This window comes from Ensifer canadensis (assembly GCF_017488845.2).
Lineage (GTDB): Bacteria > Pseudomonadota > Alphaproteobacteria > Rhizobiales > Rhizobiaceae > Ensifer > Ensifer canadensis.
This window is the reverse complement of record NZ_CP083370.1, coordinates 1,709,480-1,732,431: the sequence shown is the minus strand read 5'-3', so window position 1 is coordinate 1,732,431 and position 22,952 is coordinate 1,709,480. Positions and strand designations below refer to the sequence as shown.

The 22,952-nt window shown below is 62.0% G+C and carries 25 protein-coding genes and 1 pseudogene; 14 read left to right on the top strand and 12 right to left on the bottom strand.

From position 1 onward, the window contains the following. Positions 1-328 precede the first annotated feature (328 nt). From J3R84_RS08475 to J3R84_RS08455, 5 genes are all read right to left on the bottom strand, one after another. The gene (locus J3R84_RS08475; protein ID WP_203528635.1) at positions 329-1,153 is read right to left on the bottom strand and encodes an ATP-binding cassette domain-containing protein; all 825 of its coding nucleotides are present in this window, start codon (positions 1,151-1,153) and stop codon (positions 329-331) included. A gap of 51 nt (positions 1,154-1,204) precedes the next feature. Continuing rightward, complete coding sequence (locus J3R84_RS08470) at positions 1,205-1,987, bottom strand: ABC transporter permease subunit (RefSeq protein WP_051509170.1); 783 nt, start codon at positions 1,985-1,987, stop codon at positions 1,205-1,207. A gap of 101 nt (positions 1,988-2,088) precedes the next feature. Beyond that, positions 2,089-3,042: an aliphatic sulfonate ABC transporter substrate-binding protein gene (locus tag J3R84_RS08465; RefSeq protein WP_025427290.1), complete on the bottom strand. Its 954-nt coding sequence runs from the start codon at positions 3,040-3,042 to the stop codon at positions 2,089-2,091. 190 nt (positions 3,043-3,232) lie between these two features. Further along, the gene (locus J3R84_RS08460; RefSeq protein WP_025427289.1) at positions 3,233-3,823 is read right to left on the bottom strand and encodes a hypothetical protein; all 591 of its coding nucleotides are present in this window, start codon (positions 3,821-3,823) and stop codon (positions 3,233-3,235) included. 11 nt (positions 3,824-3,834) lie between these two features. Continuing rightward, positions 3,835-4,221, bottom strand: coding sequence for an acyl-CoA thioesterase (locus J3R84_RS08455; protein WP_025427288.1), 387 nt, complete (start codon positions 4,219-4,221; stop codon positions 3,835-3,837). A 213-nt stretch (positions 4,222-4,434) separates the two neighbouring features. On the opposite strand from J3R84_RS08455, the gene J3R84_RS08450 reads away from it, so the two are divergent. From J3R84_RS08450 to J3R84_RS08410, 9 genes are all read left to right on the top strand, one after another. After that, on the top strand, positions 4,435-6,249 hold the full coding sequence (locus J3R84_RS08450) for a methyl-accepting chemotaxis protein (protein WP_057214291.1): 1,815 nt from the start codon (positions 4,435-4,437) through the stop codon (positions 6,247-6,249). 286 nt (positions 6,250-6,535) lie between these two features. Continuing rightward, positions 6,536-7,087 carry a Kazal-type serine protease inhibitor family protein gene (locus J3R84_RS08445; protein ID WP_025427286.1) on the top strand — a complete coding sequence of 184 codons (552 nt, stop codon included), beginning with the start codon at positions 6,536-6,538 and terminating at the stop codon, positions 7,085-7,087. A 500-nt stretch (positions 7,088-7,587) separates the two neighbouring features. Then, complete coding sequence (locus J3R84_RS08440) at positions 7,588-8,841, top strand: extensin-like domain-containing protein (RefSeq protein ID WP_025427285.1); 1,254 nt, start codon at positions 7,588-7,590, stop codon at positions 8,839-8,841. A 245-nt stretch (positions 8,842-9,086) separates the two neighbouring features. After that, the gene (locus J3R84_RS08435) at positions 9,087-9,908 is read left to right on the top strand and encodes a sulfite exporter TauE/SafE family protein (protein ID WP_025427284.1); all 822 of its coding nucleotides are present in this window, start codon (positions 9,087-9,089) and stop codon (positions 9,906-9,908) included. A 301-nt stretch (positions 9,909-10,209) separates the two neighbouring features. Then, positions 10,210-10,542 carry an ArsR/SmtB family transcription factor gene (locus tag J3R84_RS08430; RefSeq protein WP_203528629.1) on the top strand — a complete coding sequence of 111 codons (333 nt, stop codon included), beginning with the start codon at positions 10,210-10,212 and terminating at the stop codon, positions 10,540-10,542. Next, the gene (locus tag J3R84_RS08425; protein ID WP_025427282.1) at positions 10,539-10,946 is read left to right on the top strand and encodes a YeeE/YedE family protein; all 408 of its coding nucleotides are present in this window, start codon (positions 10,539-10,541) and stop codon (positions 10,944-10,946) included. The genes J3R84_RS08430 and J3R84_RS08425 overlap by 4 nt, the downstream gene beginning before the upstream one ends. Beyond that, positions 10,943-11,431 carry a YeeE/YedE family protein gene (locus J3R84_RS08420; RefSeq protein ID WP_025427281.1) on the top strand — a complete coding sequence of 163 codons (489 nt, stop codon included), beginning with the start codon at positions 10,943-10,945 and terminating at the stop codon, positions 11,429-11,431. Before J3R84_RS08425 ends, J3R84_RS08420 begins: the two co-directional genes overlap by 4 nt. Before the next feature lie 112 nt (positions 11,432-11,543). Continuing rightward, on the top strand, positions 11,544-12,470 hold the full coding sequence (locus tag J3R84_RS08415; protein WP_025427280.1) for an ABC transporter ATP-binding protein: 927 nt from the start codon (positions 11,544-11,546) through the stop codon (positions 12,468-12,470). Continuing rightward, positions 12,467-13,228 carry an ABC transporter permease gene (locus J3R84_RS08410; protein WP_025427279.1) on the top strand — a complete coding sequence of 254 codons (762 nt, stop codon included), beginning with the start codon at positions 12,467-12,469 and terminating at the stop codon, positions 13,226-13,228. The genes J3R84_RS08415 and J3R84_RS08410 overlap by 4 nt, the downstream gene beginning before the upstream one ends. Positions 13,229-13,264: 36 nt before the next feature. On the opposite strand, the gene J3R84_RS08405 is transcribed toward J3R84_RS08410, so the two are convergent. The 4 genes from J3R84_RS08405 to J3R84_RS08390 all read right to left on the bottom strand — a co-directional run bounded on the left by J3R84_RS08405 (position 13,265) and on the right by J3R84_RS08390 (position 15,935). Beyond that, the gene (locus J3R84_RS08405) at positions 13,265-13,945 is read right to left on the bottom strand and encodes a hypothetical protein (protein WP_025427278.1); all 681 of its coding nucleotides are present in this window, start codon (positions 13,943-13,945) and stop codon (positions 13,265-13,267) included. Positions 13,946-14,061: 116 nt separating this feature from the next. Then, positions 14,062-14,763 (bottom strand): TIGR02281 family clan AA aspartic protease, encoded by a 702-nt coding sequence (locus tag J3R84_RS08400; protein ID WP_025427277.1) that lies wholly within the window; start codon positions 14,761-14,763, stop codon positions 14,062-14,064. Continuing rightward, on the bottom strand, positions 14,760-14,981 hold the full coding sequence (locus J3R84_RS08395) for a DUF1289 domain-containing protein (protein ID WP_025427276.1): 222 nt from the start codon (positions 14,979-14,981) through the stop codon (positions 14,760-14,762). Before J3R84_RS08395 ends, J3R84_RS08400 begins: the two co-directional genes overlap by 4 nt. Positions 14,982-15,146: 165 nt before the next feature. Beyond that, positions 15,147-15,935 (bottom strand): adenosylcobinamide-GDP ribazoletransferase, encoded by a 789-nt coding sequence (locus J3R84_RS08390; RefSeq protein ID WP_025427275.1) that lies wholly within the window; start codon positions 15,933-15,935, stop codon positions 15,147-15,149. A gap of 151 nt (positions 15,936-16,086) precedes the next feature. Between J3R84_RS08390 and cobT the strand changes: the two genes are divergently transcribed. Next, complete coding sequence (cobT, locus tag J3R84_RS08385; RefSeq protein ID WP_025427274.1) at positions 16,087-17,103, top strand: nicotinate-nucleotide--dimethylbenzimidazole phosphoribosyltransferase; 1,017 nt, start codon at positions 16,087-16,089, stop codon at positions 17,101-17,103. Positions 17,104-17,329: 226 nt separating this feature from the next. Continuing rightward, positions 17,330-17,743, top strand: a complete 414-nt coding sequence (locus J3R84_RS08380; protein ID WP_025427273.1) for a diacylglycerol kinase — start codon at positions 17,330-17,332, stop codon at positions 17,741-17,743. Between the two features lie 100 nt (positions 17,744-17,843). Here J3R84_RS08380 and J3R84_RS08375 read toward each other — a convergent pair whose 3' ends face one another. Continuing rightward, entirely contained in the window at positions 17,844-18,386 is a 543-nt protein-coding gene (locus tag J3R84_RS08375; protein ID WP_025427272.1) for a GNAT family N-acetyltransferase, read from the bottom strand. A gap of 3 nt (positions 18,387-18,389) precedes the next feature. Next, positions 18,390-19,925, bottom strand: a complete 1,536-nt coding sequence (locus J3R84_RS08370) for a sensor histidine kinase (RefSeq protein ID WP_203528622.1) — start codon at positions 19,923-19,925, stop codon at positions 18,390-18,392. 150 nt (positions 19,926-20,075) lie between these two features. On the opposite strand from J3R84_RS08370, the gene J3R84_RS08365 reads away from it, so the two are divergent. The 3 genes from J3R84_RS08365 (at position 20,076) to J3R84_RS08355 (ending at position 21,916) form a co-directional block, all read left to right on the top strand. Continuing rightward, positions 20,076-20,735 (top strand): thermonuclease family protein, encoded by a 660-nt coding sequence (locus J3R84_RS08365; protein ID WP_203528620.1) that lies wholly within the window; start codon positions 20,076-20,078, stop codon positions 20,733-20,735. Continuing rightward, positions 20,728-21,363, top strand: a complete 636-nt coding sequence (locus J3R84_RS08360; RefSeq protein ID WP_057208708.1) for a uracil-DNA glycosylase family protein — start codon at positions 20,728-20,730, stop codon at positions 21,361-21,363. The genes J3R84_RS08365 and J3R84_RS08360 overlap by 8 nt, the downstream gene beginning before the upstream one ends. Positions 21,364-21,427: 64 nt before the next feature. Then, on the top strand, positions 21,428-21,916 hold the full coding sequence (locus tag J3R84_RS08355; RefSeq protein WP_025427268.1) for an Lrp/AsnC family transcriptional regulator: 489 nt from the start codon (positions 21,428-21,430) through the stop codon (positions 21,914-21,916). Between the two features lie 31 nt (positions 21,917-21,947). Here the strand turns inward: J3R84_RS08355 and J3R84_RS08350 are convergent. After that, positions 21,948-22,939 (bottom strand): annotated as a pseudogene (locus tag J3R84_RS08350) (carbon-nitrogen hydrolase family protein). Positions 22,940-22,952: the final 13 nt, after the last annotated feature.

Below are 22,952 nucleotides of genomic sequence, written 5' to 3'. Positions count from 1 at the left end.
CTGTGGCGAGCGGCCATTCGCGGTCGATTCTATCTGCAAGCGCGCTCTGCCCGGCAGGTTCGCATTGGGTTGTCGCGGAAACGAAGAAGCGTGGCGCTCAGGGAAGAACGAACGCAAGGGTGACCGCAATAACGATTGCGACGACGTAAAAGAGCAGAGTGTCAATCACAAAGGCTGCGAAGCGGCGCCAGAAGAAACGCGGAGGAACGGTATCGGCGGTCGCTGAGTTCATGTTCCAACCTACTATGCGGGCAATGATTGCATTGCTTCCACGGAGGGTTGTGTTCGTCAATGGGCATCGTCCCAAACAGCGATCGAAAGCGGCACCTTATCCCCGGCCGAACGATCGATCCAGGATTTGCCCTTCGAGCCGGGCGGTTTCGGGGCTGCCATGTCGGCGCGGGCGGGCGAGCGGGATCGACAGGTCGAGCGCAATGCGGCCTTCATCGATGACGACGACGCGGTCGGCAAGCGCCACGGCCTCGGCCACATCGTGGGTGACAAGTACGGCGGTAAAGTTCTGTTGTTGCCAGATGCGCTCCAGGAGCTGCTGCATCTCGATGCGCGTCAGGGCGTCGAGTGCGCCAAGCGGCTCGTCAAGCGCCAGGATGAAGGGGTGAGCGACCAGCGCCCGGGCCAGCGCCACGCGCTGCTTCTGCCCACCCGACAGCACCGACGGCCATTCCTCAGCGCGGTCGACAAGACCGACGTCTTTAAGGATCTGGAGCGAGAGGTCGCGGGCGACTTCGCCCTTGGCGATGCCGGTGAGGCCGATTTCGACATTGCGGCCGATCCTCGCCCAGGGCAAAAGCCGCGGCTCCTGAAACATGATGCGGCTGCGCCGCTCCGACGCCCTGCCGCCGGCAACGGTCAGGGTGCCACTCGTTGGGCTATCCAGCCCGGCGAGGATGCGCAGCAAGGTGCTCTTGCCGCAGCCGCTCTTGCCGATAACGGCGACGAACTGCCCCTGCGGTACATCGAGATCGATGCCGTCGAGAACGGTCTTGTCACCGAAGCGTTTGGTGATGCCGCGGAGCGAGAAGTCGAGCGGAGCGTTTGTCGAAACTGGTGACGGCGAGGTGGGACCCAGGCTGGTCGCGGGGGTGTCGCTCGCTTCCTGTTTCTGTTTTGGATGTAGGGCGATGACGGACATCGGGATTGCTCCATTTTTCCTCGGGATCGGGCTCGTCCAGTTCAACGGCAATCAGGCCGGCTGGAAGGCCGGGTGCCATTGCAGCGTCAGTCGCTCGAGCAACCGTGCGAAGCTATCTGCGAGTTTGCCGAGCAGCGCGTAGATCAGGATCGACAGGATGACGACATCGATCAGCAGGAACTCCCGTGCCTGCATCGCCATGTAGCCGAGGCCTGAGGAGGCCGCGATCGTCTCGGCCACAATCAGCGTCAGCCACATGATGCCGAGCGCATAGCGCAGGCCGACGAAGATTGCCGGCAGGGCGCCTGGCAGGATGACGCGGAAGAAGAGTTCGCGCCTCGACATGCCGTAGATCCGGCCCATCTCCACGAGCTGCGGGTCGACTCCCTGGATGCCGAGCAGCGTGTTGACGTAGATCGGGAAGAAGACGCCGAGCGCGACGAGGAACAGCTTGGCCTCTTCGTCGATGCCGAACCACAGGATGACCAGCGGGATCAGTGCCAGATGCGGAATGTTGCGCACCATCTGCAGCGTCGTGTCGGTCAGATCCCGGCTCAAGCGTGACAGGCCGTTGGCAAGTCCGAACGCAAAACCGATCGAACCGCCGATGACAAAACCCGAAAGTGCCCGCAGCGTGCTGATGCCGATGTTTTCGACAAGCTCTCCCGAGGCGAGGAGACGGACGAAGGCGGCAAGCACGGCCGAGGGCGGCGCCATCACGCTCTCGGAAATCAGGCCCGCGCGGGAAGCCGCTTCCCAGGCAAGGATCAGGGCGGCGGGCAGCAGCCAGCCCGCAAGGTTGCGCGCGACGGTGTTCGGTGCGGTTCTCACCATGGCTTAGGTCCTCGTCTGTTCGGGGCCTTCTGTCTTCGCGGCGCCGGCGCCGAAACTTCCGTCTCGACGCCGGCCGGTTCTCGCCTTGGGAGGGAGAGGGATCAGTTGCCCGGCGCCGTCCAGACAGCATCGGAAATGGTGATCTGCTTGGGGATGAGCCCGAGCTTGAAGAAGCGATCGGCGGTCTGCTGCTGGCCGGCGACGATATCGTCGGTGATCGGCCCGATCGAAAAGACGCTGCGGTTCGCCGCGATCGTCTGTGCCTCAAGCGGCACGCCGGTCACCTCATGCAAGGCGGCCGCCACCTTGTCGCGGTTGGCGTCGGCCCAGACGGAGGCCTCCTTCAGCGCTGCAATCGTGGTGGTGACGGCGTCTGCATGGTTGGCAGCGAAGTCGCGGTTGGCGAGGAAATAGGTGTTGACCTTCAAGGTCTCGGCCGACGTCGTCAGAATGCGTGGCTTGTAGCGCGTTTCGGCGATGGCGAAGAATGGATCCCAGACAGCCCAGGCATCGATCTTGTCGCTGGCGAAGGCGGCCGCCGCATCGGCGGGGCTCAGATAAACAGGGGTAACGTCGCCGAAGCCGATGCCTGCCTTCTCCAGAGCAGCGACCACCAGATTGTGGGCGCTGGTGCCCTTGCCGACACCGATCTTCTTGCCCTTGAGATCCGCGAGCGTCTGGATCGGCGAGCCCGGCTTGACGAAGATCGCTTCGCCCTTGCCGTTCGACGGAAGTGCAGCGGCATAGACGATCGCCGAGCCGGCGGCCTGGCCGAAGATCGGCGGTGCGTCGCCGGTCCAGCCGACATCGATGGAACCGACGTTCAACGCTTCGACCAGCGGTGGCCCGGCGGTGAACTCCACCCAGGAAACGGCGATGCCTTTCGGCTCCAGCGCTTTCTCGATAACCTTCTGCTGCTGGGCGACAACAGGCAGGCCGGTCTTTTGGAAGCCGATGCGGAATTCCTTCAGCTCTTCGGCCATGACGCCGAAGGAGGCCAGTACTGCGGCGGTGAAGAGGCCGGTGCCGAAAAGCCGTCTGGTCAGTTTGAACATCTGTCCCGCTCCTGTTTGCTGGCGGGCCTAGGGCGCCGTCCGGTGAACTGGGATCAGTGTAAGAGAAGAATATAAAATTTATGGAGTTTGTTTGTTTTGTTGTCGGCGCATTTTGCGGAACGCTTTTGCGGCAGGAGAGGCAGCTCGGGAATAACGTCATTGTGGTGGTCAAGAACAGCCTTGGCGGTGTTCAATCCAAGAGGTCGAAGGCGCGGTACATCCAGACAAGCTGATAGGTGACGGCGCCGATGAGGAACGCGGCATGGAAACGCCGGTTCGGCGTCCAGGCGGCGATCAGGCAGAGCACAATGTAGGTCACGTTGCGGATCGGGTATTCCAGTCCGTAGGACGTGAAATAGGCCTTGCCCTTGAGCGCGGTGTCGACGAGGTCGACGGCAAAGGCGAGTGCCAGAAACGCAAAGAACCAGCTTCGCCGCGACATGAAGTAATGCTCGTAGTCGCTGTAATCCTCCAGTGTCGTCGGAAACAAGAGCACGCAAAGAAAGAAGAAGACGCAGCAATAGAGGATGAGAAAGAGATAGACGGTGACGTCAAGCACAGGCAGGGCATGGAGGTGGAATTCCCACCACCAGAAGTGCACGAGAAAGACGAACATGAACAGGACCCAGCCGAGGTGGATCCAGTAGACCCCGGTCTTTCCCGGATGCTGCACGAAGAGGGCAAGCCCGCTCAGCAGTCTCGCAAGGCTGAGACTGACGACCATGCCCATGACGACGCGGATATGCGAGAAAATCGCCGGATCAGGTAGGGTCGGATCCATGAACGCTCCTCCTATTCCTCCGGTACCGCCTTCGGCTTGCCATTTTCGTCGAGCGCGACCATGACGAAGATCGCGTCGGTCACCTTTTCCATCAGATGCGAGAGATAGCGCTGCGCCCAGGCCTCGACCTTGAGCGTCATCGATGTGCGTCCGACCTTGACGACATCGGTGTAGATGCAGAGCGTATCGCCGATCTTGATCGGTAGCGCGAAGGCCATTTCCTTCACCGCTGCCGTCACCACGCGGCCACGGGCCCGCTCGGCGGCGCGAATGCCGCAGGAAAGGTCCATCTGCGCCATGACCCAGCCGCCGAAAATATCGCCGGCGGCATTGGCGTCGGCAGGCATTGCGAGCGTGCGCAAGGTCAGTTCGCCGGTCGGTTTGTTGTCTGCGGTCATGCGGCCTGTCTCCCTGTGTCGGGAAAGATGTAGCGCATGGTTGCTTCGTCAGGGAAGAGCGGCGGGCGACAAATCGCGTTAGTCCATGATGGCGAACGCCATTCCTTTCGAAGGTGATAATTCAGAATTGTAAAAATTAGGGATCGTTTGTTAGGGGCTTTGCAAAGCGCGGTCCCTATCCTGCACGCTTCTACTGGAGGCAGGGGACTGGGGATGAAACGATTCAGGATTTCGGTGCGGCTCTACGCGCTCGTCGCGTTCGCACTTTTGACCATGGCGGCGGCGCTGACCTTCGGTCTGCTTCAGGCGCAGGACAAGCTCGTGGGCGAACGCAAGGCGATGCTGTCGGCAATGAACGAGAACGCCATTGCGGTGTTCGACGCCTACCACAAACAGGAAGTGGCCGGCACGCTGTCGCGCGAAGACGCGCAGAAGCGCGCCCTCGAAGCGATCAAGGCGATGCGCTACCAGGGCAGCGGTTACTTCTGGATCAACGACATGCATCCGACGATGATCATGCATCCGATCAAGCCGGAACTGGATGGCAGGGATCTTTCCGCCAACAAGGATCCCAATGGCAAGCACCTCTTTGTCGAATTTGTGAAGACGGTGGAAAAGAGCGGGCAGGGCTTCGTCGACTACTACTGGCCGAAGCCGGGCGCCGACGAGCCTGTGCTGAAGTATTCGCACCTCGCCGGCTTCAGGCCCTGGGGCTGGGTGGTCGGCACCGGCGTCTATTCCGACGACCTCACCGCCATGTTCCGTGAACGCGCGTGGCAGGTGGCCGGCATTCTTCTCGCCGCGGCGCTGGCGATCGTGATGGCGGCGCTGGCGATCGTGCGCAGCGTCGTCAAGCCGGTCGAAAAGCTGAAGGCCTCGATGCGGTCGATTGCCGATGAGGACCTGTCATCCGAAGTGCCGGAAACCGACCGCGGAGACGAGATCGGCCAGATGGCCAAGGTTCTCGTCGTGCTGCGCGACTCGGTGCGCGAGCGACTGGAGCTGCGCTTCCGTGAGGCCGAGCAACAGGACAGGCTGGCGTCCGAGCGGCGCGGCAATGAGCAGCGCCAGCGGGCAACGGCCGACGCACAGGCCGATGCGATGGAGACAGTCGGTGCCGCCCTCGAACTGCTGGCAAGCGGTGACCTGACGGCTGAAATTGGCGATATCGCCCCTGAGTACGGCAAGCTGAGGCAGGACTTCAACACGGCCGTTGCTGCTCTGCGCGATGTCATCGGTTCAATCTCGCATTCGACCGAGATCGTCACCGCCAGCGCTGGAGACATTTCGGAGGCGGCCAACAACCTGTCGCGCCGTACCGAACAGCAGGCGGCGGCACTGGAAGAGACGGCAGCTGCCCTCGACGAGATTACGTCGACGGTGCGTCATTCCTCCGACCGGGCCAACGAAGCGCGCAACATGGTCGATGAGACCAGGGCGAGTGCTGCGAAATCCGGCGGCATCGTGCGCAATGCCATCGACGCCATGGGGCGGATCGAGACCTCATCGAGCCGGATCAGCCAGATCATCGGCGTGATCGACGAGATCGCCTTCCAGACCAACCTTCTGGCGCTGAACGCCGGCGTCGAAGCGGCGCGGGCAGGCGAAGCCGGCCGTGGCTTTGCCGTGGTTGCGCAGGAAGTGCGCGAACTGGCGCAACGTTCTGCCGGTGCCGCCAAGGAGATCAAGGCACTGATCGGAACATCGGTGCGCGAAGTTGGCGCCGGCGTCGAGCTCGTGCGCTCGACCGGCGATGCGCTGACGGAGATCGAAGCGCTGGTCAACCGCGTCAACGAACAGGTCGCCTTGATTGCAACGGCAGCCCGCGAACAGGCGACCGGCCTGGCGGAGGTCAATACCGCCGTCAACAGCATGGACCAGATGACCCAGCAGAACGCCGCCATGGTGGAGGAGACGACGGCAGCAAGCCAGACGCTCGCAGCCGAGAGCCGCGAACTGAAGATGCTGCTGACCAAGTTCCGGTTGCGGGAAACAGCAAGGCAGACCGCTTACGGTCGCGCTGCCTGAGCACGACGCCAGCGTGATCAATGAAGGGCCTGTGTGCGGCAGCACGCGGGCCTTTCTGCATTTCGGACTGTATGCGGCACGCGCCGATCAAGCTGAAATTTGAGTGCGGTGTGAGGCGGGTTCGGCTTGCTCCCGTTCGTTGACGACCGAGCAGTTCAACCATTGGTTTGTCGAAGCGGGAGCGGGCTTGACCAATCCGTGTGCGGAGATAGATACGGCTGAACGGGAGGTGGAATGACGCGGCATGGCGCCGGGTCGCCTGTCTGCCGGTGTTAGAGGGATATTGATGGCGCTTCTCAGACTTCTTTTTACGCGGCCGGGGGCGGCAATTCTGTTGGCATTCGGATTTCTGTCCGCGTGTACCGTCGTGGTTGACGAGCCGAGGCCCGGTCCGGGGCCGATCCGTCCGCCGATGTGCACGATGGAATATGCGCCGGTCTGCGGGGCGCGGGGCAACCGCACGCGTACCTTCTCGAATTCGTGCCAGGCGCGGGCCGACGGCTTCAACGTAATCCACCGCGGCGAGTGCCGCCCGGATTACCGTCCGCCGGAGCCGCAGCCGCAGGCCTGCACGCGTGAATATGCTCCGGTGTGCGGCCAGCGCGGTCGCCAGCAGCAGACGTTCTCGAATGCCTGCATGGCGCGGGCCGATGGCTTCCGGGTGGTTTCGCCAGGCGAATGCCGCCGCGACGACGACCGTCCGCCGCAGGGCCAGTTCTGCACCCGCGAATACGCACCGGTCTGCGGTCAACGCGGCAGCAGAGTTCAGACCTTCCCGAATTCCTGCGAAGCGGGCGGCGCCGGCTTCCGGGTCGTACACCCCGGTGAGTGCCGCTAAGCACGCCTACTGCATGTTTCCTCAAATCGTATTCGATTTAAGGATAAAAACATGCAGCAATTCAAAGTGCTACAGCGACCTTTGCGCGTCTAATAAGACGCGCGGCGCTGTAAGCTGTAAGAACAAAGGCCCGCGTCGAGCAATCTGCGCGGGCCTTTTTGCGTCGGCATGCCATCGGTATCGCTGATGCCGGCGTCGCCGCGGAGAAAATCATGCCGCAGGTTTCATGCGTTACAGCGTCCTTTGCGCGTCAGCGCGGCGCTGTAAGCCCGACACGATTTCGACTGCCGACCTGCTTGATGTTGGGTGTGCCTCGCAAGGCTTCATTTACCGTGTTTGCATAAAATAGGTTCCAAATCGGGCTTTTTCGGCGGCGTGCCCGGTTTGCGACACAGGCGGCCTGCACCGTTTTGATTTCGGGTGGGTGCGCACGTATGGGCTTCTTCGAAAATCGATGCCGATTTTCGGGCGCATACGCTGGATGAAGGCGGCAAATCGGTATGGCGTATGTTTCCTCACTCCATCGTCCGTTGGCGGCGCTCGCGCTGTCGCTCTCTCTTGTCGCCTGCACGACCGATGTATTGACGCCCTCGGCCCGTATCGACGGCGGCGAACGCGTCGGTGCGATCAGGCCCGTTCCTGTCGATGCCGTGCCCGAGCAGGAGGTAGCCGCCTATCCTTCCGGAGAGCCGGTTTCGACTTTCAGCAACAGCGGCGGCACAACAATGCCTGCCTCGACGCATCAGCAGAAACGCCGCGCCTTGCCGATGATCGACAGCGAGGAGGCGGCGCGTTCGGGCGCCCAGCAGGTCAACACTGGTTCGACCGCCATTCCGTCCGAAGGCGTCAACATGGATCAGATGCTTGGCGTGGAGCCGGTGGTCGGGCTGGCGGAGGAGCAGAGCAACGAGATCGCCGAGGGCAATGCCAGCCAGCCTGTCGTCGGTGGTATCGGCGAGGACAATGTCCGCCAACTTGGCAGTCCGCCGCAGACCTTGAACGAGGCGCAGGCGAGCCTTGGCGGCGACCCGGATCTGCCACCGCTGACGGAAGAACAGATTGCAGCCGAAGAGGCTGAGCGTATCCGTGCCTTCGAGCGGCAAAAGGCGATGCAGCGCGCTCAGGAGCCGCAGCAGGTGGCGATGCTGCCGCGCACCCGCAATCCGATGGCGGAGCCGGAATCACAATATACCGGCCAGATGCCTCGCTCTGAAGTCGCCTGCCGCCAGCGGCTGCGCAAGCTCGGCGTCGAGTTCCGCGATATCCCGCGCATCAGCAACGGCCCTTCCTGCGGCATCGACTATCCGATCGAACTCGGCGGTCTGTCGGGCGGCATCGACGTCAAGCCCGCCGTCAAGCTCAACTGCGAAGTGACCGAAGCCTTCGCGAAGTGGGTGAAATACGAGCTGGCGCCATCGTCGCGCTATCGCTACTGGTCCGGCGTCAAGACGATCAAGCCGCTCGGCGGCTACTCCTGCCGCACCATGAACTCGCGCCGGGGCAACCCGATGTCCGAGCATGCGCATGGCAACGCCATCGATGTCGGCAAGTTCGTGCTGAAGAACGGCAAGGAAATCGACGTGCGCAAGAAGGGCTTCTTCGCCTTTCGCGAGAAGGGGCTTTTGAAGGCCGTTCGCACCGACAGCTGCAAATACTTCAATACGGTTCTCGGCCCCGGCAGCGATCCCTTTCACAAGGATCATTTCCACTTCGACCTGCGGACGCGCAAGACCGGTTATCGTCACTGTGATTGAGCATCCGTCAGCATCGCGCCTATCGTGAGCCGGCAAAAAAAGAGGCCGGCGGAGGTGGTGCCGGCCTGTATCCGGAGAAAGGGGGAGGCTCCGGAGATCAAGTGATGCGTGCAAATCACGTGGCGGGCGTGCCGCGTGCCACGCCAAACTGATTGAAAAGCATCACCGTTTTGTGACAGAACTGCCGCGTCGGCGGCAATGTTGCGTTCGTTCGCCGGATTCCCACTATTACGATGGAGCACGCCGTGCCGCCGGTTTCGGAACTGATGATGTTTGCCCTGGCGCTGGCCGCCGCCGGCGTGGTCGCAGGGCTGCTTGCCGGTCTCTTTGGCATTGGCGGCGGAGCGATCCTCGTTCCCGTCTTTTACCAGGTCTTTGGGCTGCTCGGCATCGACGATGCGGTTCGCATGCATCTTTCGGTCGGGACGTCGCTTGCCATCATCGTGCCGACCTCGGTGCGGTCCTTCCTGTCGCACTACAAACGCGGCGTCGTCGACATGGCGCTGTTGCGAAACTGGACCATTGCCGTGCCGCTTGGCGCGATCCTTGCGTCGGTCATCGCGGCTTCTATCAGCAGCGGAACGCTTCGGCTGATCTTTGCGGTGATCGCGCTTGCCGTCGCCTTTCGCATGCTGCTCAACCGCGCGAGCTGGCGGCTTGGATCCGACCTGCCGGCCAATCCGGTGAAATGGCTGGTCGGCGTGGCGATCGGCATCCTCTCGGGGCTGATGGGCATCGGTGGCGGCGTTCTCAACAACACCTTCATGACGCTCTATAACCGCCCGATTCACCAGGCGGTCGCGACGTCTGCGGGCGTCGGTGTGTTGATCTCTATCCCTGGTCTGTTCGGCTACGTCTGGGCCGGGTGGGGCATGCCGGGCCTGCCGCCGTTTTCGACCGGCTTCATCAACTGGATCGCCGTTGGCCTGATCATACCGATCACCCTGCTGGTTGCGCCACTCGGCGTGCGCGCCGCTCACGCCATGAACCGCCGGCAGCTCGAGGTCGGATTCGGCATTTTCATGATTCTGATTGCAGCCCGTTTTTTCTACAGCCTGTACGGTTAAGCCGTTTTTATACCGTAGGTTTTAGCGCTTCCTCATGGTTGATTTCAGGAATCGACCCAACTTTGGCGCGTCGTTCTCCCGTGGTGCGCAATTGTAACAAGCTGAATTTGCGGTATTATTTTCTCTGTGAGGATCGGTGCGGGCCGAAGTGGGTCGGTAACGCGTTTGTGTGTCGTCTGGCTTGCGTATAAGTAATATGATATTATATTACTTCATATAACAATCATGGATAGAATCCGGGCTTGTCCCGGACGCATTGTTTTAGGGTTCTACTCACTCCTTGATACGACGGGAGGACGGCATGGGAACTGTGATGCGATTTCCCGGCGTGCGCGCCGACATGACCGCGCATGCCACAGAAGTTTCGAAGATCCTGCGCACGCTTGCCAATCGCAACAGACTGCTGATCGTGACGACGCTTCTCGAAGGGGAGCATTCGGTGGCGGCACTTGAGGAATTGCTCGGAATCCGACAGCCGACGCTCTCACAGCAACTGACTGTGCTGCGGGAAGCCGGCGTCGTTTCGACGCGGCGGCAGGCCAAGCAGGTTTTCTATCGCCTGAGCCATGATAAGGTCGCCCGGCTCGTGGGCACGGTTTGTCAAATCTTCTGTCGCGAAGGCGCGAAAAAATGAATGAGTACTGGAATGCGCTTGCCGGAGGCCTGCTGATCGGGCTTTCGGCGGCAATACTGATGGTGGCAAACGGACGTGTGGCCGGTGTCAGCGGAATTGCCGGCAGGCTGCTGCAGGGTGTGCAGGCCTCGACCGGCATCGTCTTCGTTCTTGGCCTGCTGGCTGGCCCGGTGATCTACCGTCTTTTCTCCGGCATCTGGCCAACCGTCACCGTCACCTCCTCCTGGCCGTTGCTGGTGGTCGGCGGGTTGCTTGTCGGCTTTGGCTCGCGCATGGGTTCAGGCTGCACCAGCGGACATGGTGTCGTCGGTCTCGCCCGGCTTTCCCGCCGGTCGATTGCAGCGGTTGCGACCTTCATGATCGCTGCCGTCGTCACCGTCTATCTCCAAGGTTTCGTCCAATGAACGGCAGCGCCTTCCCGCGCCTGTTGGCAACGCTTGCCTCCGGCGTGATCTTCGGTATCGGCCTGTCGCTCTCCGGCATGTTGGATCCGGCCCGCGTTCGCGGCTTTCTCGACGTCACGCGCGACTGGAACCCGAGCCTTGCCTTCGTGCTCGGAGGCGCTGTCGCCGTCTCGGCGCTTGGCGTTCTCTTGACCCGGCGCATGCGGCGCCCGCTGCTCGACGATGCCTTTCATCTGCCTTCGAACCGCGTGATCGACCGTCGCTTGATCATAGGCTCGGCGATCTTCGGTGTCGGCTGGGGCCTTGTCGGCCTATGTCCTGGCCCCGCGCTGGCATCGCTGTCGCTCGGGTTGCCGGCGACGGCACTCTTCGTGGTCGCCATGCTTGCCGGCATGGTGCTGCACGACCGGTTGCCGCGGGTGGGATCGCGTCAGCAAGGTGAGGGCCGAGGTCCGATCGGAATGGAAAGCGGCCGATTGTCCTGATGTTGACGCTCTGTCACCTTGTTTTTTGCGGGGCGCGGGCTGCAAATCGTGATGAAACGGCCCATATAGGCGTGACCTGCCGACTTCGCCCCCCGCATTCCGGATCAGCTTCATGGCACCAATCGTTTCCGTTTCCAATCTTTCGAAGACCTATGCCTCGGGCTTCAAGGCGCTGAAAGGCGTTAGCCTCGATATCGAGCAGGGCGAGATCCTGGCCCTGCTTGGTCCGAACGGGGCGGGCAAGACCACGCTGATCTCGATCATCTGCGGCATCGTCAACCCGAGTGGTGGTACCGTGACGGTCAACGGCCATGACGTCGTGCGCGATTTTCGCGAGACGCGGTCGATGATCGGTCTGGTGCCGCAGGAACTGACGACGGACGCCTTCGAGACCGTCTGGAACACCGTCACCTTTTCGCGCGGCCTGCACGGCAAGAAGCCGAACCCGGCCCATATCGAAAAGGTGCTGAAGGATCTGTCGCTGTGGGACAAGAAGGACAACATGCTGCGCGAGCTTTCCGGCGGCATGAAGCGTCGTGTGCTGATCGCCAAGGCGCTGTCGCATGAACCGCGCGTGCTCTTCCTCGACGAGCCGACGGCCGGCGTCGACGTCAGCCTGCGCAAGAGCATGTGGGAAGTCGTCGAGCGGCTGCGCGCCTCGGGCGTGACGATCATCCTGACGACGCACTACATCGAAGAGGCAGAAGAGATCGCCGACCGCATCGGGGTGATCAACGGCGGCGAGATTCTGCTGGTCGAGGACAAGACGGCGCTGATGTCGAAGCTTGGGCGCAAGCAGTTGCGGGTCGACCTGTCGCATCCGCTGGAAGCCGTGCCCGAAACGCTCTCGGGCTACAACCTGATGCTTGAGGGTGATGGTCATTGTCTGATCTACGATTATGACACCAGCGCCGACCGCACCGGCATAACCTCGCTGCTGGCGGCTCTTGCCGAGGCCGGCGTGCGCCTCAAGGATATTTCCACGCGGCAGAGCTCGCTGGAGGATATTTTCGTCGAGATCGTGGGAGCAGGACGATGAACATCGAAGCGATCAAGTCGATCTATTTCTTCGAGATGGCGCGCACGCGGCGCACCCTGTTGCAGAGCGTGGTGTCGCCGGTCATTTCCACCTCGCTCTACTTCATCGTCTTCGGCGCGGCGATCGGCGCGCGCATCCAGGAGATCAACGGCGTCTCCTATGGCGCCTTCATCACGCCGGGCCTGATCATGCTGACGCTTCTGACGCAGTGCATCGGCAACGGCTCGTTCGGCATCTATTTTCCGAAGTTCACCGGCACGATCTACGAGGTGCTGTCCTCGCCGGTCTCGATGATCGAGATCGTGCTCGGCTATGTCGGCGCGGCGGCGACCAAGGGGTTGATGATCGGCACGATCATCCTGTTGACGGCTTCGCTGTTCGTCGATCTTTCGATCGCCCATCCCATCGCGATGGTGTTCTTCTTCGTGCTGACAGCCGTGTCGTTCAGCCTGTTCGGCTTCATCATCGGTATCTGGGCCAAGGACTTCGAGCAGTTGAACCTGATCCCGATGCTGGTCATTCCGCCGCTGGTGTTCCTGGGCGGCAGCTTCTACTCGATCGACATGCTGCCGCCGTTCTGGCAGGCGGTCAGCCACTTCAACCCGGTGCTCTATCTCATCAGCGGTTTCCGTTGGAGCTTCTTTGAAGTGTCCGACGTCAACCCAGTCTTCAGCGCCGCGATCATCCTGGTGTTCCTGACGATCTGCCTGTCGGTTCTCGCTTGGATCTTCCGCACCGGCTACCGGCTGCGGAACTGACGGCGGAGAGCCAAAACCTGCGGGCGCCAGCCGATATCAGGCGGGCGTTGCGCCTGTGCCGAAGACGATAGCGGCGCCAACCAGGAAAATAGCGATCAGCGCTTGAAACAAAGTCCACACGACGCGCAGGGCCGCCTGTGATGTCGACAGACCGAGGTCGGACTTGAACCAGCGCGTTTCGACGATCACGTACCAGACGAACGCGACAAGGATGAAGGCGAGGCCTGCGGCAAGCGCCTTCTGGTTTTCCGCTCGGGAGAGCAGCGTACCGATGCTGAGTGCAAGCGCGAACGGCGCCGTGATGTAACATTGGCTGTAGAAGGGCGCCCTCAGCGTGTGTCTGGTCAGCCGCACGCCCTTGCGGTGCAGCAACTTGACTGCCATCAGCAGCGGCAGAATGCTGAAGGCGACGGCGCGAAACATCAACAGATTGGAATGGCTTGCAAGCAGCGGCGGCGGTGCCCAAGGCGTCGTCTGGTTGACAAGCCCGAGTTCGACGCCGTGGGCGAGCAGCAGCGTGATCAGCAGAAAGAGTGGCGGGCTCAGCGTCTCGGTATATTGCTCGGACACATCGTCCGTCAGCTCCACATCAGCATAGCGCATCATCGCCTGCGGTTGCCGCAGTGTGCGCCACATCGTCAGCGGATAGAACAGCAGCCATGACACGAGTTCATAGAGAAGCTCTTCGATCGACTTCAGCAATCGCATGAAATCCATGAGGCGCTTCTCCTTGACGTCTGTCGTGCAAAAATAATCGGCGGTTTTGCGATGGCGATAGGCGCAGGCCGGATCTCGCCAACATGCACGAAGACGCGTTCGCCGCAAATGCCCGATCAATCGCGCAGTCGAAGCTCGTCGGTGCGCATCTGCAGGAAGTCGAGCGTCGAGAGGAAGGTCATGCCGAGCAGGCTCTGGTCGAGCTTGCCTTCAGCGGCGACCGTCGCACGGATGTCGTTGCGCACGATCGGGCCGATCGCGACCTCGGAAAGCAATACGGGTGCGGCCATCGCCTGCCCATTGGCGGTCATGACCGTCATCGTGTAGCTCAGATTCGCCGGATCGAGACCGATACGCTCAGCATCTTCATAGGTCAGCGCAATGCTGCTGGCGCCGGTATCGACCAGCATGTTGATTTCCTTGCCGTTGACCGCGGCATTGGTCTCGAAATGACCGTTGATCATCTTCTGCAGCACCACTTCCTGACGACCCTCGCTGTCGGTGATCACAGTCGCGCGGCCCGGCATCAGACCGGAGAGCACCCGGTTGCCGAAGCCCTGAAACTCGAAGCGGTAGACATAGGCCGAGACGAGCGCCAGCACGATGAGCAGCCAGATCGCAGCCTGTCGGGCGCCTTCGCCAAAGCGGCGGCGGCTTTGCCAGATGCCGGCACTCAAGAGCGTGGCAATTGCGCCGAGTGAAACGAGCTGGCCGAAATCGTCATTTGCCAGTCCGAAGGTGCGGCCGACGTCGTGATTGACGATCAGCAGCAGGAGGCCGATCGCAAGGATCGAGAGCAGGATCAAAAGACGTGTCATGCGTCGCCGCGTTCCCTGGCCATGCGCGCGCGGCGCGTTTCGCGCCGGGGCTTTCGCACCATTGTTTCAAGCCTTGCCGGGAGCGCCAGCATGATCGCGTGTCTGTCGGCATCGGTGTAGAGCGTCCAGGCGCCGATCTCGTTTCGTGTGCGACCGCAGCCGAAACAGTAGCCGGTCTTTTCATCGATAGAACAGACGAGAATGCAGGGAGATTCCATGGTCCTGAACTGACGGTCCCGGGTTGCGGCGAATGGGACTGCATGTTCCTCAAATCCCATCCGGTTTGGGGAAACATGCAGCATTTCAAAGTGCTACAGCGACCTTTGCACGTCTGACAAGACGTGCGGCACTGTAGCGTTGTTTCGAATGATTATATCGGCGTTTCAAACTGTCAGCGCAAGGGCGCTGAGAACAGCGATCTCCGTCAGTTGCTGGGTAGCGCCGATGGTGTCGCCGGTGTGGCCGCCGATCTTGCGGGTGGCCAGACGGCCGAAGGCGGCAACGGTTGCGATGAAAGCGACGAGCGAGAGGATGAGGGCAAGGGCCGGGGCCTTGGCGAAATAGAAGAGCAGCATGGCGGCGAGCACGCCCGAGGTAAGCGCGAAGGATGTCGCTGCCGGGTCCGGTTCGCCGGCCGAGGCGGCAACCCCGTCGCGGCGTGCCGGCGGCAGCCGTGACCAGTGCCAGACCATGGCCGCACGGCTGAGGGCGGCGGCACCGAGGATCATGAGGCCTGCGCCAGTCGGCGTGAACAGCGGCAGGAAGGATGCAAGCGCCGACACGCGAAGGCCGAAGGAAAGGATCAGCGCCACGGCGCCATAGGAGCCGATGCGGCTGTCCTTCATGATCACCAGCGCCGCCTCCCGGTCTCGCCCGCCGCCGAAACCATCGGCGGTGTCGCCGAGCCCGTCCTCGTGCAGGCAGCCGGTGATGAGCGCCTGCACCGCGACGACCACGAAAGCGGTGAAGAGGGAGCTGACCTGAAGCGCAATCAGCAAGGAGGCGACCGCGGCTGCGGGCAGGGCGATCAGCATGCCCGCCAGCGGAAAGGCGCGAACGGCGCGATTGAGCCGGCCGTCATAGTCAACGAAATGGCGTTGCGGCATGTGGATGCGGCTGAGGAAGGCGACCGAGCGCGCCACATCGTCACAAAAGTCGCGAAGATAGGTCATGGCCCCTCCAAATTCCGGTGCGCCGAATCGCCGCGCGTTCGGCGGATCATGCTCCGGCGACGCGGATTGGCGCAAATGTCGTTGCCCGAAATTTCCTCGCCCTCTATGAGGAGCGTGGATTGAACTTCACGAAATGCAAGGATACTTCTCCATGAGCGCCAGCGGCCTGCCGTTTGATGATTTCCGCGAATTGTTGCGCAACCTGCCAGGCCCGAATTCGGCCGCGCTGGTTGCCGCGCGCGATCGCGATGCGCAACTGACGAAGCCGCCGGGCGCGCTCGGGCGGCTCGAGGAGATCGCCTTCTGGCTCGCCGCCTGGACGGGCAAGCCGCCGGCGGTCAACCGGCCGCTCGTCGCGATCTTCGCCGGCAACCACGGCGTCACCCGCCAGGGCGTGACGCCATTTCCCTCGTCGGTGACGGCACAGATGGTCGAGAACTTTGCCGCAGGCGGTGCCGCGATCAATCAGATCTGCGTCAGCCACGATCTCGGCCTGAAGGTCTTCGATCTGGCGCTCGACTATCCGACCGGTGATATCACCGAGGAGGCAGCACTTTCCGAGCGCGACTGCGCGGCAACGATGGCCTTCGGCATGGAGGCTGTCGCCGGCGGTACCGACCTCTTGTGCATCGGCGAGATGGGCATCGGCAACACGACCATCGCCGCGGCGATCAATCTCGGCCTTTACGGCGGTTCTGCCGAAGACTGGGTCGGTCCGGGCACCGGTTCGGAAGGAGAGGTGCTGAAGCGCAAGATCGCCGCCGTCGAAAAGGCAGTCGCGCTGCACCGCAACCATCTGTCCGACCCGCTCGAGTTGATGCGCCGCCTCGGCGGCCGTGAGATCGCGGCCATGGCCGGCGCCATCCTGGCAGCCCGCATGCAGCAGGTGCCTGTCATCATCGACGGTTACGTCGCGACGGCCGCTGGCGCCATCCTCAAGGCTGCCAATCCTTCGGCGCTCGACCATTGCCTGATCGGCCACGTCTCCGGCGAGCCCGGGCATATGCGGGCGATCGAGAAGCTCGGCAAGACGCCGCTGCTGGCGCTCGGCATGCGGCTTGGCGAGGGCACGGGTGCAGCCCTTGCCGCCGGCATCGTCAAGGCGGCTGCCGCCTGCCACGGCGGCATGGCGACGTTTGCGCAGGCCGGCGTCAGCAACAAGAACTGACGAAGAAACGGCGGGCCTTTGAGCAAAGGCCCGCCGTTTGCTGTCGATTGGCTGTCGTCGCTGCTTCGCTACGCGTGTCGGGCCTTGCTGGCCGCATTCTTCTCGCCTATCCAGAGGCGCAGATGCACGCCGCAGCCACCTGCCGGCGTCTCTGCAACCGAGACCGCCTTGCATTCGCCTCAATGACGATGTCGAAGCAGCGCAGTTTATAGCCAGTCGAGATGAAATGGACGCCAACAACACCACGCCCCGCCGCGGCCAGACCGGCCCCGTCGAAAAGCAGACCGGGATCCGCCATCTGTTCGCTGCCGCCAGCTATTCGCTGGGCGGCGCCAAACGGCTGATCGGCGAGGCGGCGTTCCGGCACGAGCTGATCGCCTTCGCGGTGGCGATGGTCGCGTTCGCCATCGCCGGCGCCACCTTCTTCCAGTATGTCGCCATGGCGATCCTGTTCCTGCTGATGATGGCGTTCGAGGCGATCAACACGGCGATCGAAGAGATCGTCGATCGCGTCTCGCCGGAAATCTCGGAGATGGGCAAGAATGCCAAGGACCTCGGCTCCTTCGCCTGCCTCTGCCTCATCGTCGCCAACGCCGTCTATGCCGGCTACGTGGTGATCTTCGTCGGCTTCATGAGCTGAGCACGAGAGCGTTTCCGGTTTCCACGGACTCGTAGAAACGCTCGATCTCCTTTTTCAACATTTCATTGCGGAAAACGCGTCGCATTTTTCCAAGGAATGCTCATCGGTCAGCCGGACTGATCCGATAAAGCACGTGCGGCCGCAGCGGATTGCCTTCGGGCACCGTGACGTCGTCGAAATCCTCAGCCGGATCGGTCCGCATTCCCAGCTTTTCCATCAATGCCCGTGAGGGATGGTTGATCTGCGAGGTGTAGCCGATGACTTCGGCAAGTCCGAGCGTCGTCCAGGCATATTGCATGCAAGCGCAGGCCGCCTCCAGCGCATAGCCGTTGCCCCAGTAGGGCCTTCCGAGGATCCAGCCGATCTCGACATGCGGACCATCAGGAATTTCGTTACCGGCAATGGAAAGGCCGAGCCCGCCGATGAGGGCCGCATCCGTGTTGCGCTCCAGTGCGATGAAGGCAAAGCCGTGTTGGCGCAAGTGGGCATCACACTCTGCGATGACGCCCGCGGTTTCTTCAGGTGTCAGGATGGCGGGATAGTAGTAGCGCCGGACTTCAGGATCGGCATTGATGACCGCAAAAGGCGAGACGTCGCGCTCCTGCCAGGGCCGGAGCCGCAGGCGTTGTGTCTCAATCTGCATGGATCAAGCGAAGCTTTTGCGGCGGCGGGCAGGGGCGGGCACATCCTCGACCGCGGGCAGGCTTTCGAGCACGCGGCGGGCCGGCAGGATGGCGATGGCTTCGGTGCCTTCGCGCAGCTTGGAGCGCAGGATGAACTCGCCATTGTGCTTGGCTAGGATCGCCTGCACGATCGGCAGGCCGAGGCCAGTGCCCTGTTCGGCGCTCTTGATGGCGATGGAACCCTGACCGAAGGCCGAAAGCACGATCGGGATCTCCTCATCGGGAATGCCCGGGCCATTGTCCTTGATCGAAAGATATTGACCGCCGCCGGCCGTCCAGCCGACCTTGACGGTGACTTCCCCGCCGGAACTGGTGAACTTCACCGCATTCGACAGCAGGTTGAGGATCACCTGGCGCATGGCCTTTTCGTCGACCCAGACGGCAGGCATGCCCTGCTCGAACTGCGCGTGGATGGCAATCGTCTTGGCGCGGGCGCGAAGCTGGACCATGCCGATGCAATCGTCGGCGATATCGACCAGGCTGACGGCCTCTTCGTTGAGGTCGTAGCGGCCGGCCTCGATACGCGACAGATCGAGGATCTCGTTGATCAGGTTCAGGAGATGTTCGCCCGAGCGGTGGATGTCGCTGGTATATTCCTTGTAGGTCGGGTTGTTGAGCGGCCCGAGAACTTCGGTCGACATGACCTCGGAGAAGCCGAGAATGGCGTTGAGCGGCGTGCGCAGCTCGTGCGACATCGAGGCGAGGAACCGCGACTTGGCAAGGTTCGCTTCCTCGGCGCGCCGACGGGCTTCGTCCGACATCGATTTTGCCACTTCGAGCTCGGCAATCAGGTCGTCCTTCTCCGATTGCATCGACAGAATGTGCACATTGGCGCGGTTCATGCGGTCGGTCATGAAGACGAGGAACAGCAGAGACAGCGAGATCACGCCGGTGAGACCGACGTGAACCGGATCGGCCGTGGTCAGCGAGGAAAAGGCGAGAGCGGCGACGACAGGTACGAACGTGTAGAGCAGGGCATTGCGCAGCAGGAAGGTGCCCATCGCGGTGGCAGCAAGCGCGATCAACAGGCCGGCGCCTTCGAACAGGCCATAGCGGATATCGCCGCAGGTTGCGCAGTCCTGCGTGACGAACGTCGCCCAGCAAAGGCCCATCAGCAGCTGGCCGATCAGGAAGCGGCGGCGCCACACCGGCACCTTATCGGCGGCGATGTCCTCCTTGCGCGCCTTTCGCGCCAGGAAGACGGTGACGGCGTGAGTCGAAAGCGTCATCACGGCCCAGACGACGATGCTCAGATTGCCAGAAAGGTAGATGCCGACCGCAGTGATGAGCGCAACCAGCAACGGCACGGCAATGGCGCCATGCAAGGCGGACCCGATATAGAGATTGAGCATTTCGCGTTCAAAGCCGGAAGGGGCGGACGAACCGGCTTGCAGCCGTTCGCGCGTCGCGCGTACCGTCTTCGAAACAGCCTTGTTTCGATGGCTTCGCGACTTGTCGACGATGATCTTATCTGTCGAGGTGCTGACGGCGATACTCATGCTCATATATGCAAAGGTTACAGCTGGTTGCAGTCTAGACAGCAATCCTTAAGAAGTTGCTGCCTCAGGTGAAGGATTCGACAACCATTGTGGCGCGATCGTGTTTGGCGATCGCCTTGAGACACCGAAAAACAAGGGGATGCGGACAAGTTGAGATCGGGCAGATCGAGATATCGGTTCACGGGCGGAGGCGGAAAGGGCGCGCCTGCCGGGCACATCGGGACCATCGGCGGTTGGGTCATTTTCCTGCTGCTCTGCGCCGGCGCCTATGTCGCCTCGCAACTGCCGCCGCCAGAGCGGACCGTGACAGGAGAACTCTCGGGGTTTGCGACCGCGAGCGATGGCGACAGCCTGCGCCTTGACGGCCGGCGCATACGCCTAGAAGGCATCGATGCGCCCGAGATCGGCCAGACCTGCAGACGCGATGGAGCGGAGTGGGACTGTGGGGCGGATGCCCGCAAGCGGTTGAAGGCAATGGTCTCGGGCGGCACGACGCTGTGTCGCCTGCATGGACGCGACAAATATGGCCGCGATCTCGGCACCTGCGAGACCAATGGGCGAGACGTCGGGCGCCAGATGGTGGCGACCGGCTATGCCGTGAGCTACGGCCGCTATCAGAAGGAGGAGGCAACGGCCGAAAGGCAGAGGGTCGGGCTTTGGGCCGGCGAGTTCACCCGGCCGCAGGCCTGGCGCCGCAGCAACCGCCATGCGGAAGAGGCGCCGCATGTGGTTGACGGTTGGCTTGAGGTGATCCGGCTTTGGCTGTTCGACCACCTATCGGCGCTGTTTGCGAGGATCGGCGATGGGTGAGGAACGGGATGATCTCGCAGCACTTCGCGCCGCTATCGCCGCCTGCCGTATCTGTCGCGACCAGCCGGCGCGCGGGGCGGAAGACCGGCTGCCGCACGAGCCGCGACCGGTTGCGGTCATTTCCAGCTCCGCGCGGGTGCTGATCGCGGGTCAAGCACCGGGCCTGCGGGTGCATGAAAGCGGATTGCCCTTCAACGACGCCTCCGGCGACCGGCTGCGGCAATGGCTCGCTGTCGATCGCGAGACGTTTTACGACAGGGACAAGCTGGCGATCGTGCCTATGGGGTTCTGTTTCCCCGGCTACGATGCCCATGGCAGCGATCTGCCGCCGCGGCGGGAATGCGCGCCTTATTGGCGCACGAGCGTGATGGCGGCGATGCCGCAGGTGGAGCTGGTGCTGGCCATCGGTCACTATGCGCAGCGCTGGCATATCGGGCCGGACTGTCCGAAATCAATGACCGCGACCGTCGTCGGCTGGCGTCGTTACGCCATGCGCAACGCCATGCCTGCGATCCTGCCATTGCCGCATCCGAGCTGGCGCAATACCGGCTGGCTGAAGCGCAATCCGTGGTTCGAAGCGGAGGTTTTGCCGTTCCTGCGCGAGCGCGTCGGTCTGTTGATTGTCTGAAAAAATATTCTTTATCTTTGTCGATTTCACGCTATAGAAAGAAAAATAATTCGAGAGGGACATCATGGATCGTCTAGACCGCAAAATCCTGCGCCTGTTGCAGGAGGATTCCACGCTGGCTGTTGCTGACCTCGCCAAGAAGGTGGGCCTGTCGACCACACCTTGCTGGCGGCGCATCCAGAAGATGGAAGAGGACGGCGTCATCCGCCGCCGTGTGGCGCTGCTCGATCCGGTGAAGATCAACACCAAGGTTACGGTGTTCGTGTCGATCCGCACCAACACGCATTCGATCGAATGGCTCCGGCGCTTCTCGGAAGTGGTCGGCGAATTCCCCGAAGTCGTCGAGTTCTACCGCATGAGCGGCGACGTCGACTACCTGCTGCGGGTTGTCGTTCCCGATATCGCCGCCTATGACGCCTTCTACAAGCGGCTGATCGCCAAGATCGAGATCCGTGACGTCTCCTCAGCTTTCGCGATGGAGCAGATCAAGTACACGACCGAGCTTCCGCTCGACTACATGATGATCGATCAGGCGAAATCCAGCGAGGATTGAGGCTTGGTAAACGGGCGGCGGAGAACGCCGCTTAGAATGTGTTGCGGCCGTCGCTCCTTGGATCACTGTGGATCTGATGCGGCATGTAAAGATCGGCCCGGCCGTTCGTCTCCATAGCCGTGCAGGATGCTCCGGATTGGGATTGATATCCGCGATAGCGATTGCGGGGGTGCCGTCTGACGAAGATTGCGCGGCCCATTGAGCGTCGGGCGCGGCTATTCCCGAGGGAACGACTACACTTTGGCGCGCATGGGCGGAATAGCTGACCCAAAATGCGTTGCTCGCGGCATGGCCCAGCACCTCAGCCGCGAAAGCCGGCGCAGCGGAAGGGACTTCGCCTGTCGTTGAGAAGAGGACGCAATCGACGTCCAGCCCTTCATATTCTCGGAAGATTTCGGGATAATGCGTTTCCATACCCAGTGCGCATCCGAAGCGGACGCCATCAACCTCAAATGTCACCGGGATTTTCCCTGGCGCGTACATGAACGAGATCTTCGTGTTCGACAGCATGCGCTCGTCGTAGCGCGTCACCAGTTCTCCGTGATCGGAAACGACATAAAGGCTGTTATGCGGGCAATGTGGTGGCGTGAGTTGATGGACCGAGCCAAATACCGTCCACAGCTTGAGTTCTCTCGCTAGCTGGCTGGTTACGCTTAGCTCCTCACGCAAAACCGTCCATTCGAACCTGCTCCAATCGGATGGGCCGATCTCTCTGGGACCGGTTTCAGACATGATGCGCTTGTTGGGCGCGCACGTTGCTCCCTCGGGGAAATGTATTAGGCGCGCGCCGGTCTCGCGTGCTTCCCGCATGAGGCGTCGCATTTCCATTCCGCTGGCACGAAGGCCTGAAATGTCGTGGGGGTCGTCGAAGAGCGACGTTTGCGCGACAGCCAAACGCACCGATTTGGCGCCGGGATGATCAGGGGATGTTTGCCGAACGTGTCTGAGAGCTGATGTATAGGACTCGCCCGTTTTGGCTGCGCGAGCACGGACGCGGCGCTTGAGATTTCCATTTTTTGTCATTGTCGGGCCTTTC

Coding starts and splice junctions, on each gene's coding strand:
- J3R84_RS08465 (WP_025427290.1), bottom strand. CDS start 3,042: ATGTTCAAACTGACCAGACGGCTTTTCGGCACCGGCCTCTTCACCGCC.
- J3R84_RS08425 (WP_025427282.1), top strand. CDS start 10,539: ATGAATGAGTACTGGAATGCGCTTGCCGGAGGCCTGCTGATCGGGCTT.
- J3R84_RS08410 (WP_025427279.1), top strand. CDS start 12,467: ATGAACATCGAAGCGATCAAGTCGATCTATTTCTTCGAGATGGCGCGC.
- J3R84_RS08420 (WP_025427281.1), top strand. CDS start 10,943: ATGAACGGCAGCGCCTTCCCGCGCCTGTTGGCAACGCTTGCCTCCGGC.
- J3R84_RS08380 (WP_025427273.1), top strand. CDS start 17,330: ATGGACGCCAACAACACCACGCCCCGCCGCGGCCAGACCGGCCCCGTC.
- J3R84_RS08455 (WP_025427288.1), bottom strand. CDS start 4,221: ATGACCGCAGACAACAAACCGACCGGCGAACTGACCTTGCGCACGCTC.
- J3R84_RS08405 (WP_025427278.1), bottom strand. CDS start 13,945: ATGGATTTCATGCGATTGCTGAAGTCGATCGAAGAGCTTCTCTATGAA.
- J3R84_RS08370 (WP_203528622.1), bottom strand. CDS start 19,925: ATGAGTATCGCCGTCAGCACCTCGACAGATAAGATCATCGTCGACAAG.
- J3R84_RS08450 (WP_057214291.1), top strand. CDS start 4,435: ATGAAACGATTCAGGATTTCGGTGCGGCTCTACGCGCTCGTCGCGTTC.
- J3R84_RS08400 (WP_025427277.1), bottom strand. CDS start 14,763: ATGACACGTCTTTTGATCCTGCTCTCGATCCTTGCGATCGGCCTCCTG.
- J3R84_RS08360 (WP_057208708.1), top strand. CDS start 20,728: ATGGGTGAGGAACGGGATGATCTCGCAGCACTTCGCGCCGCTATCGCC.
- J3R84_RS08440 (WP_025427285.1), top strand. CDS start 7,588: ATGGCGTATGTTTCCTCACTCCATCGTCCGTTGGCGGCGCTCGCGCTG.
- cobT (WP_025427274.1), top strand. CDS start 16,087: ATGAGCGCCAGCGGCCTGCCGTTTGATGATTTCCGCGAATTGTTGCGC.
- J3R84_RS08415 (WP_025427280.1), top strand. CDS start 11,544: ATGGCACCAATCGTTTCCGTTTCCAATCTTTCGAAGACCTATGCCTCG.
- J3R84_RS08445 (WP_025427286.1), top strand. CDS start 6,536: ATGGCGCTTCTCAGACTTCTTTTTACGCGGCCGGGGGCGGCAATTCTG.
- J3R84_RS08390 (WP_025427275.1), bottom strand. CDS start 15,935: ATGACCTATCTTCGCGACTTTTGTGACGATGTGGCGCGCTCGGTCGCC.
- J3R84_RS08430 (WP_203528629.1), top strand. CDS start 10,210: ATGGGAACTGTGATGCGATTTCCCGGCGTGCGCGCCGACATGACCGCG.
- J3R84_RS08460 (WP_025427289.1), bottom strand. CDS start 3,823: ATGGATCCGACCCTACCTGATCCGGCGATTTTCTCGCATATCCGCGTC.
- J3R84_RS08395 (WP_025427276.1), bottom strand. CDS start 14,981: ATGGAATCTCCCTGCATTCTCGTCTGTTCTATCGATGAAAAGACCGGC.
- J3R84_RS08475 (WP_203528635.1), bottom strand. CDS start 1,153: ATGTCCGTCATCGCCCTACATCCAAAACAGAAACAGGAAGCGAGCGAC.
- J3R84_RS08355 (WP_025427268.1), top strand. CDS start 21,428: ATGGATCGTCTAGACCGCAAAATCCTGCGCCTGTTGCAGGAGGATTCC.
- J3R84_RS08375 (WP_025427272.1), bottom strand. CDS start 18,386: ATGCAGATTGAGACACAACGCCTGCGGCTCCGGCCCTGGCAGGAGCGC.
- J3R84_RS08470 (WP_051509170.1), bottom strand. CDS start 1,987: ATGGTGAGAACCGCACCGAACACCGTCGCGCGCAACCTTGCGGGCTGG.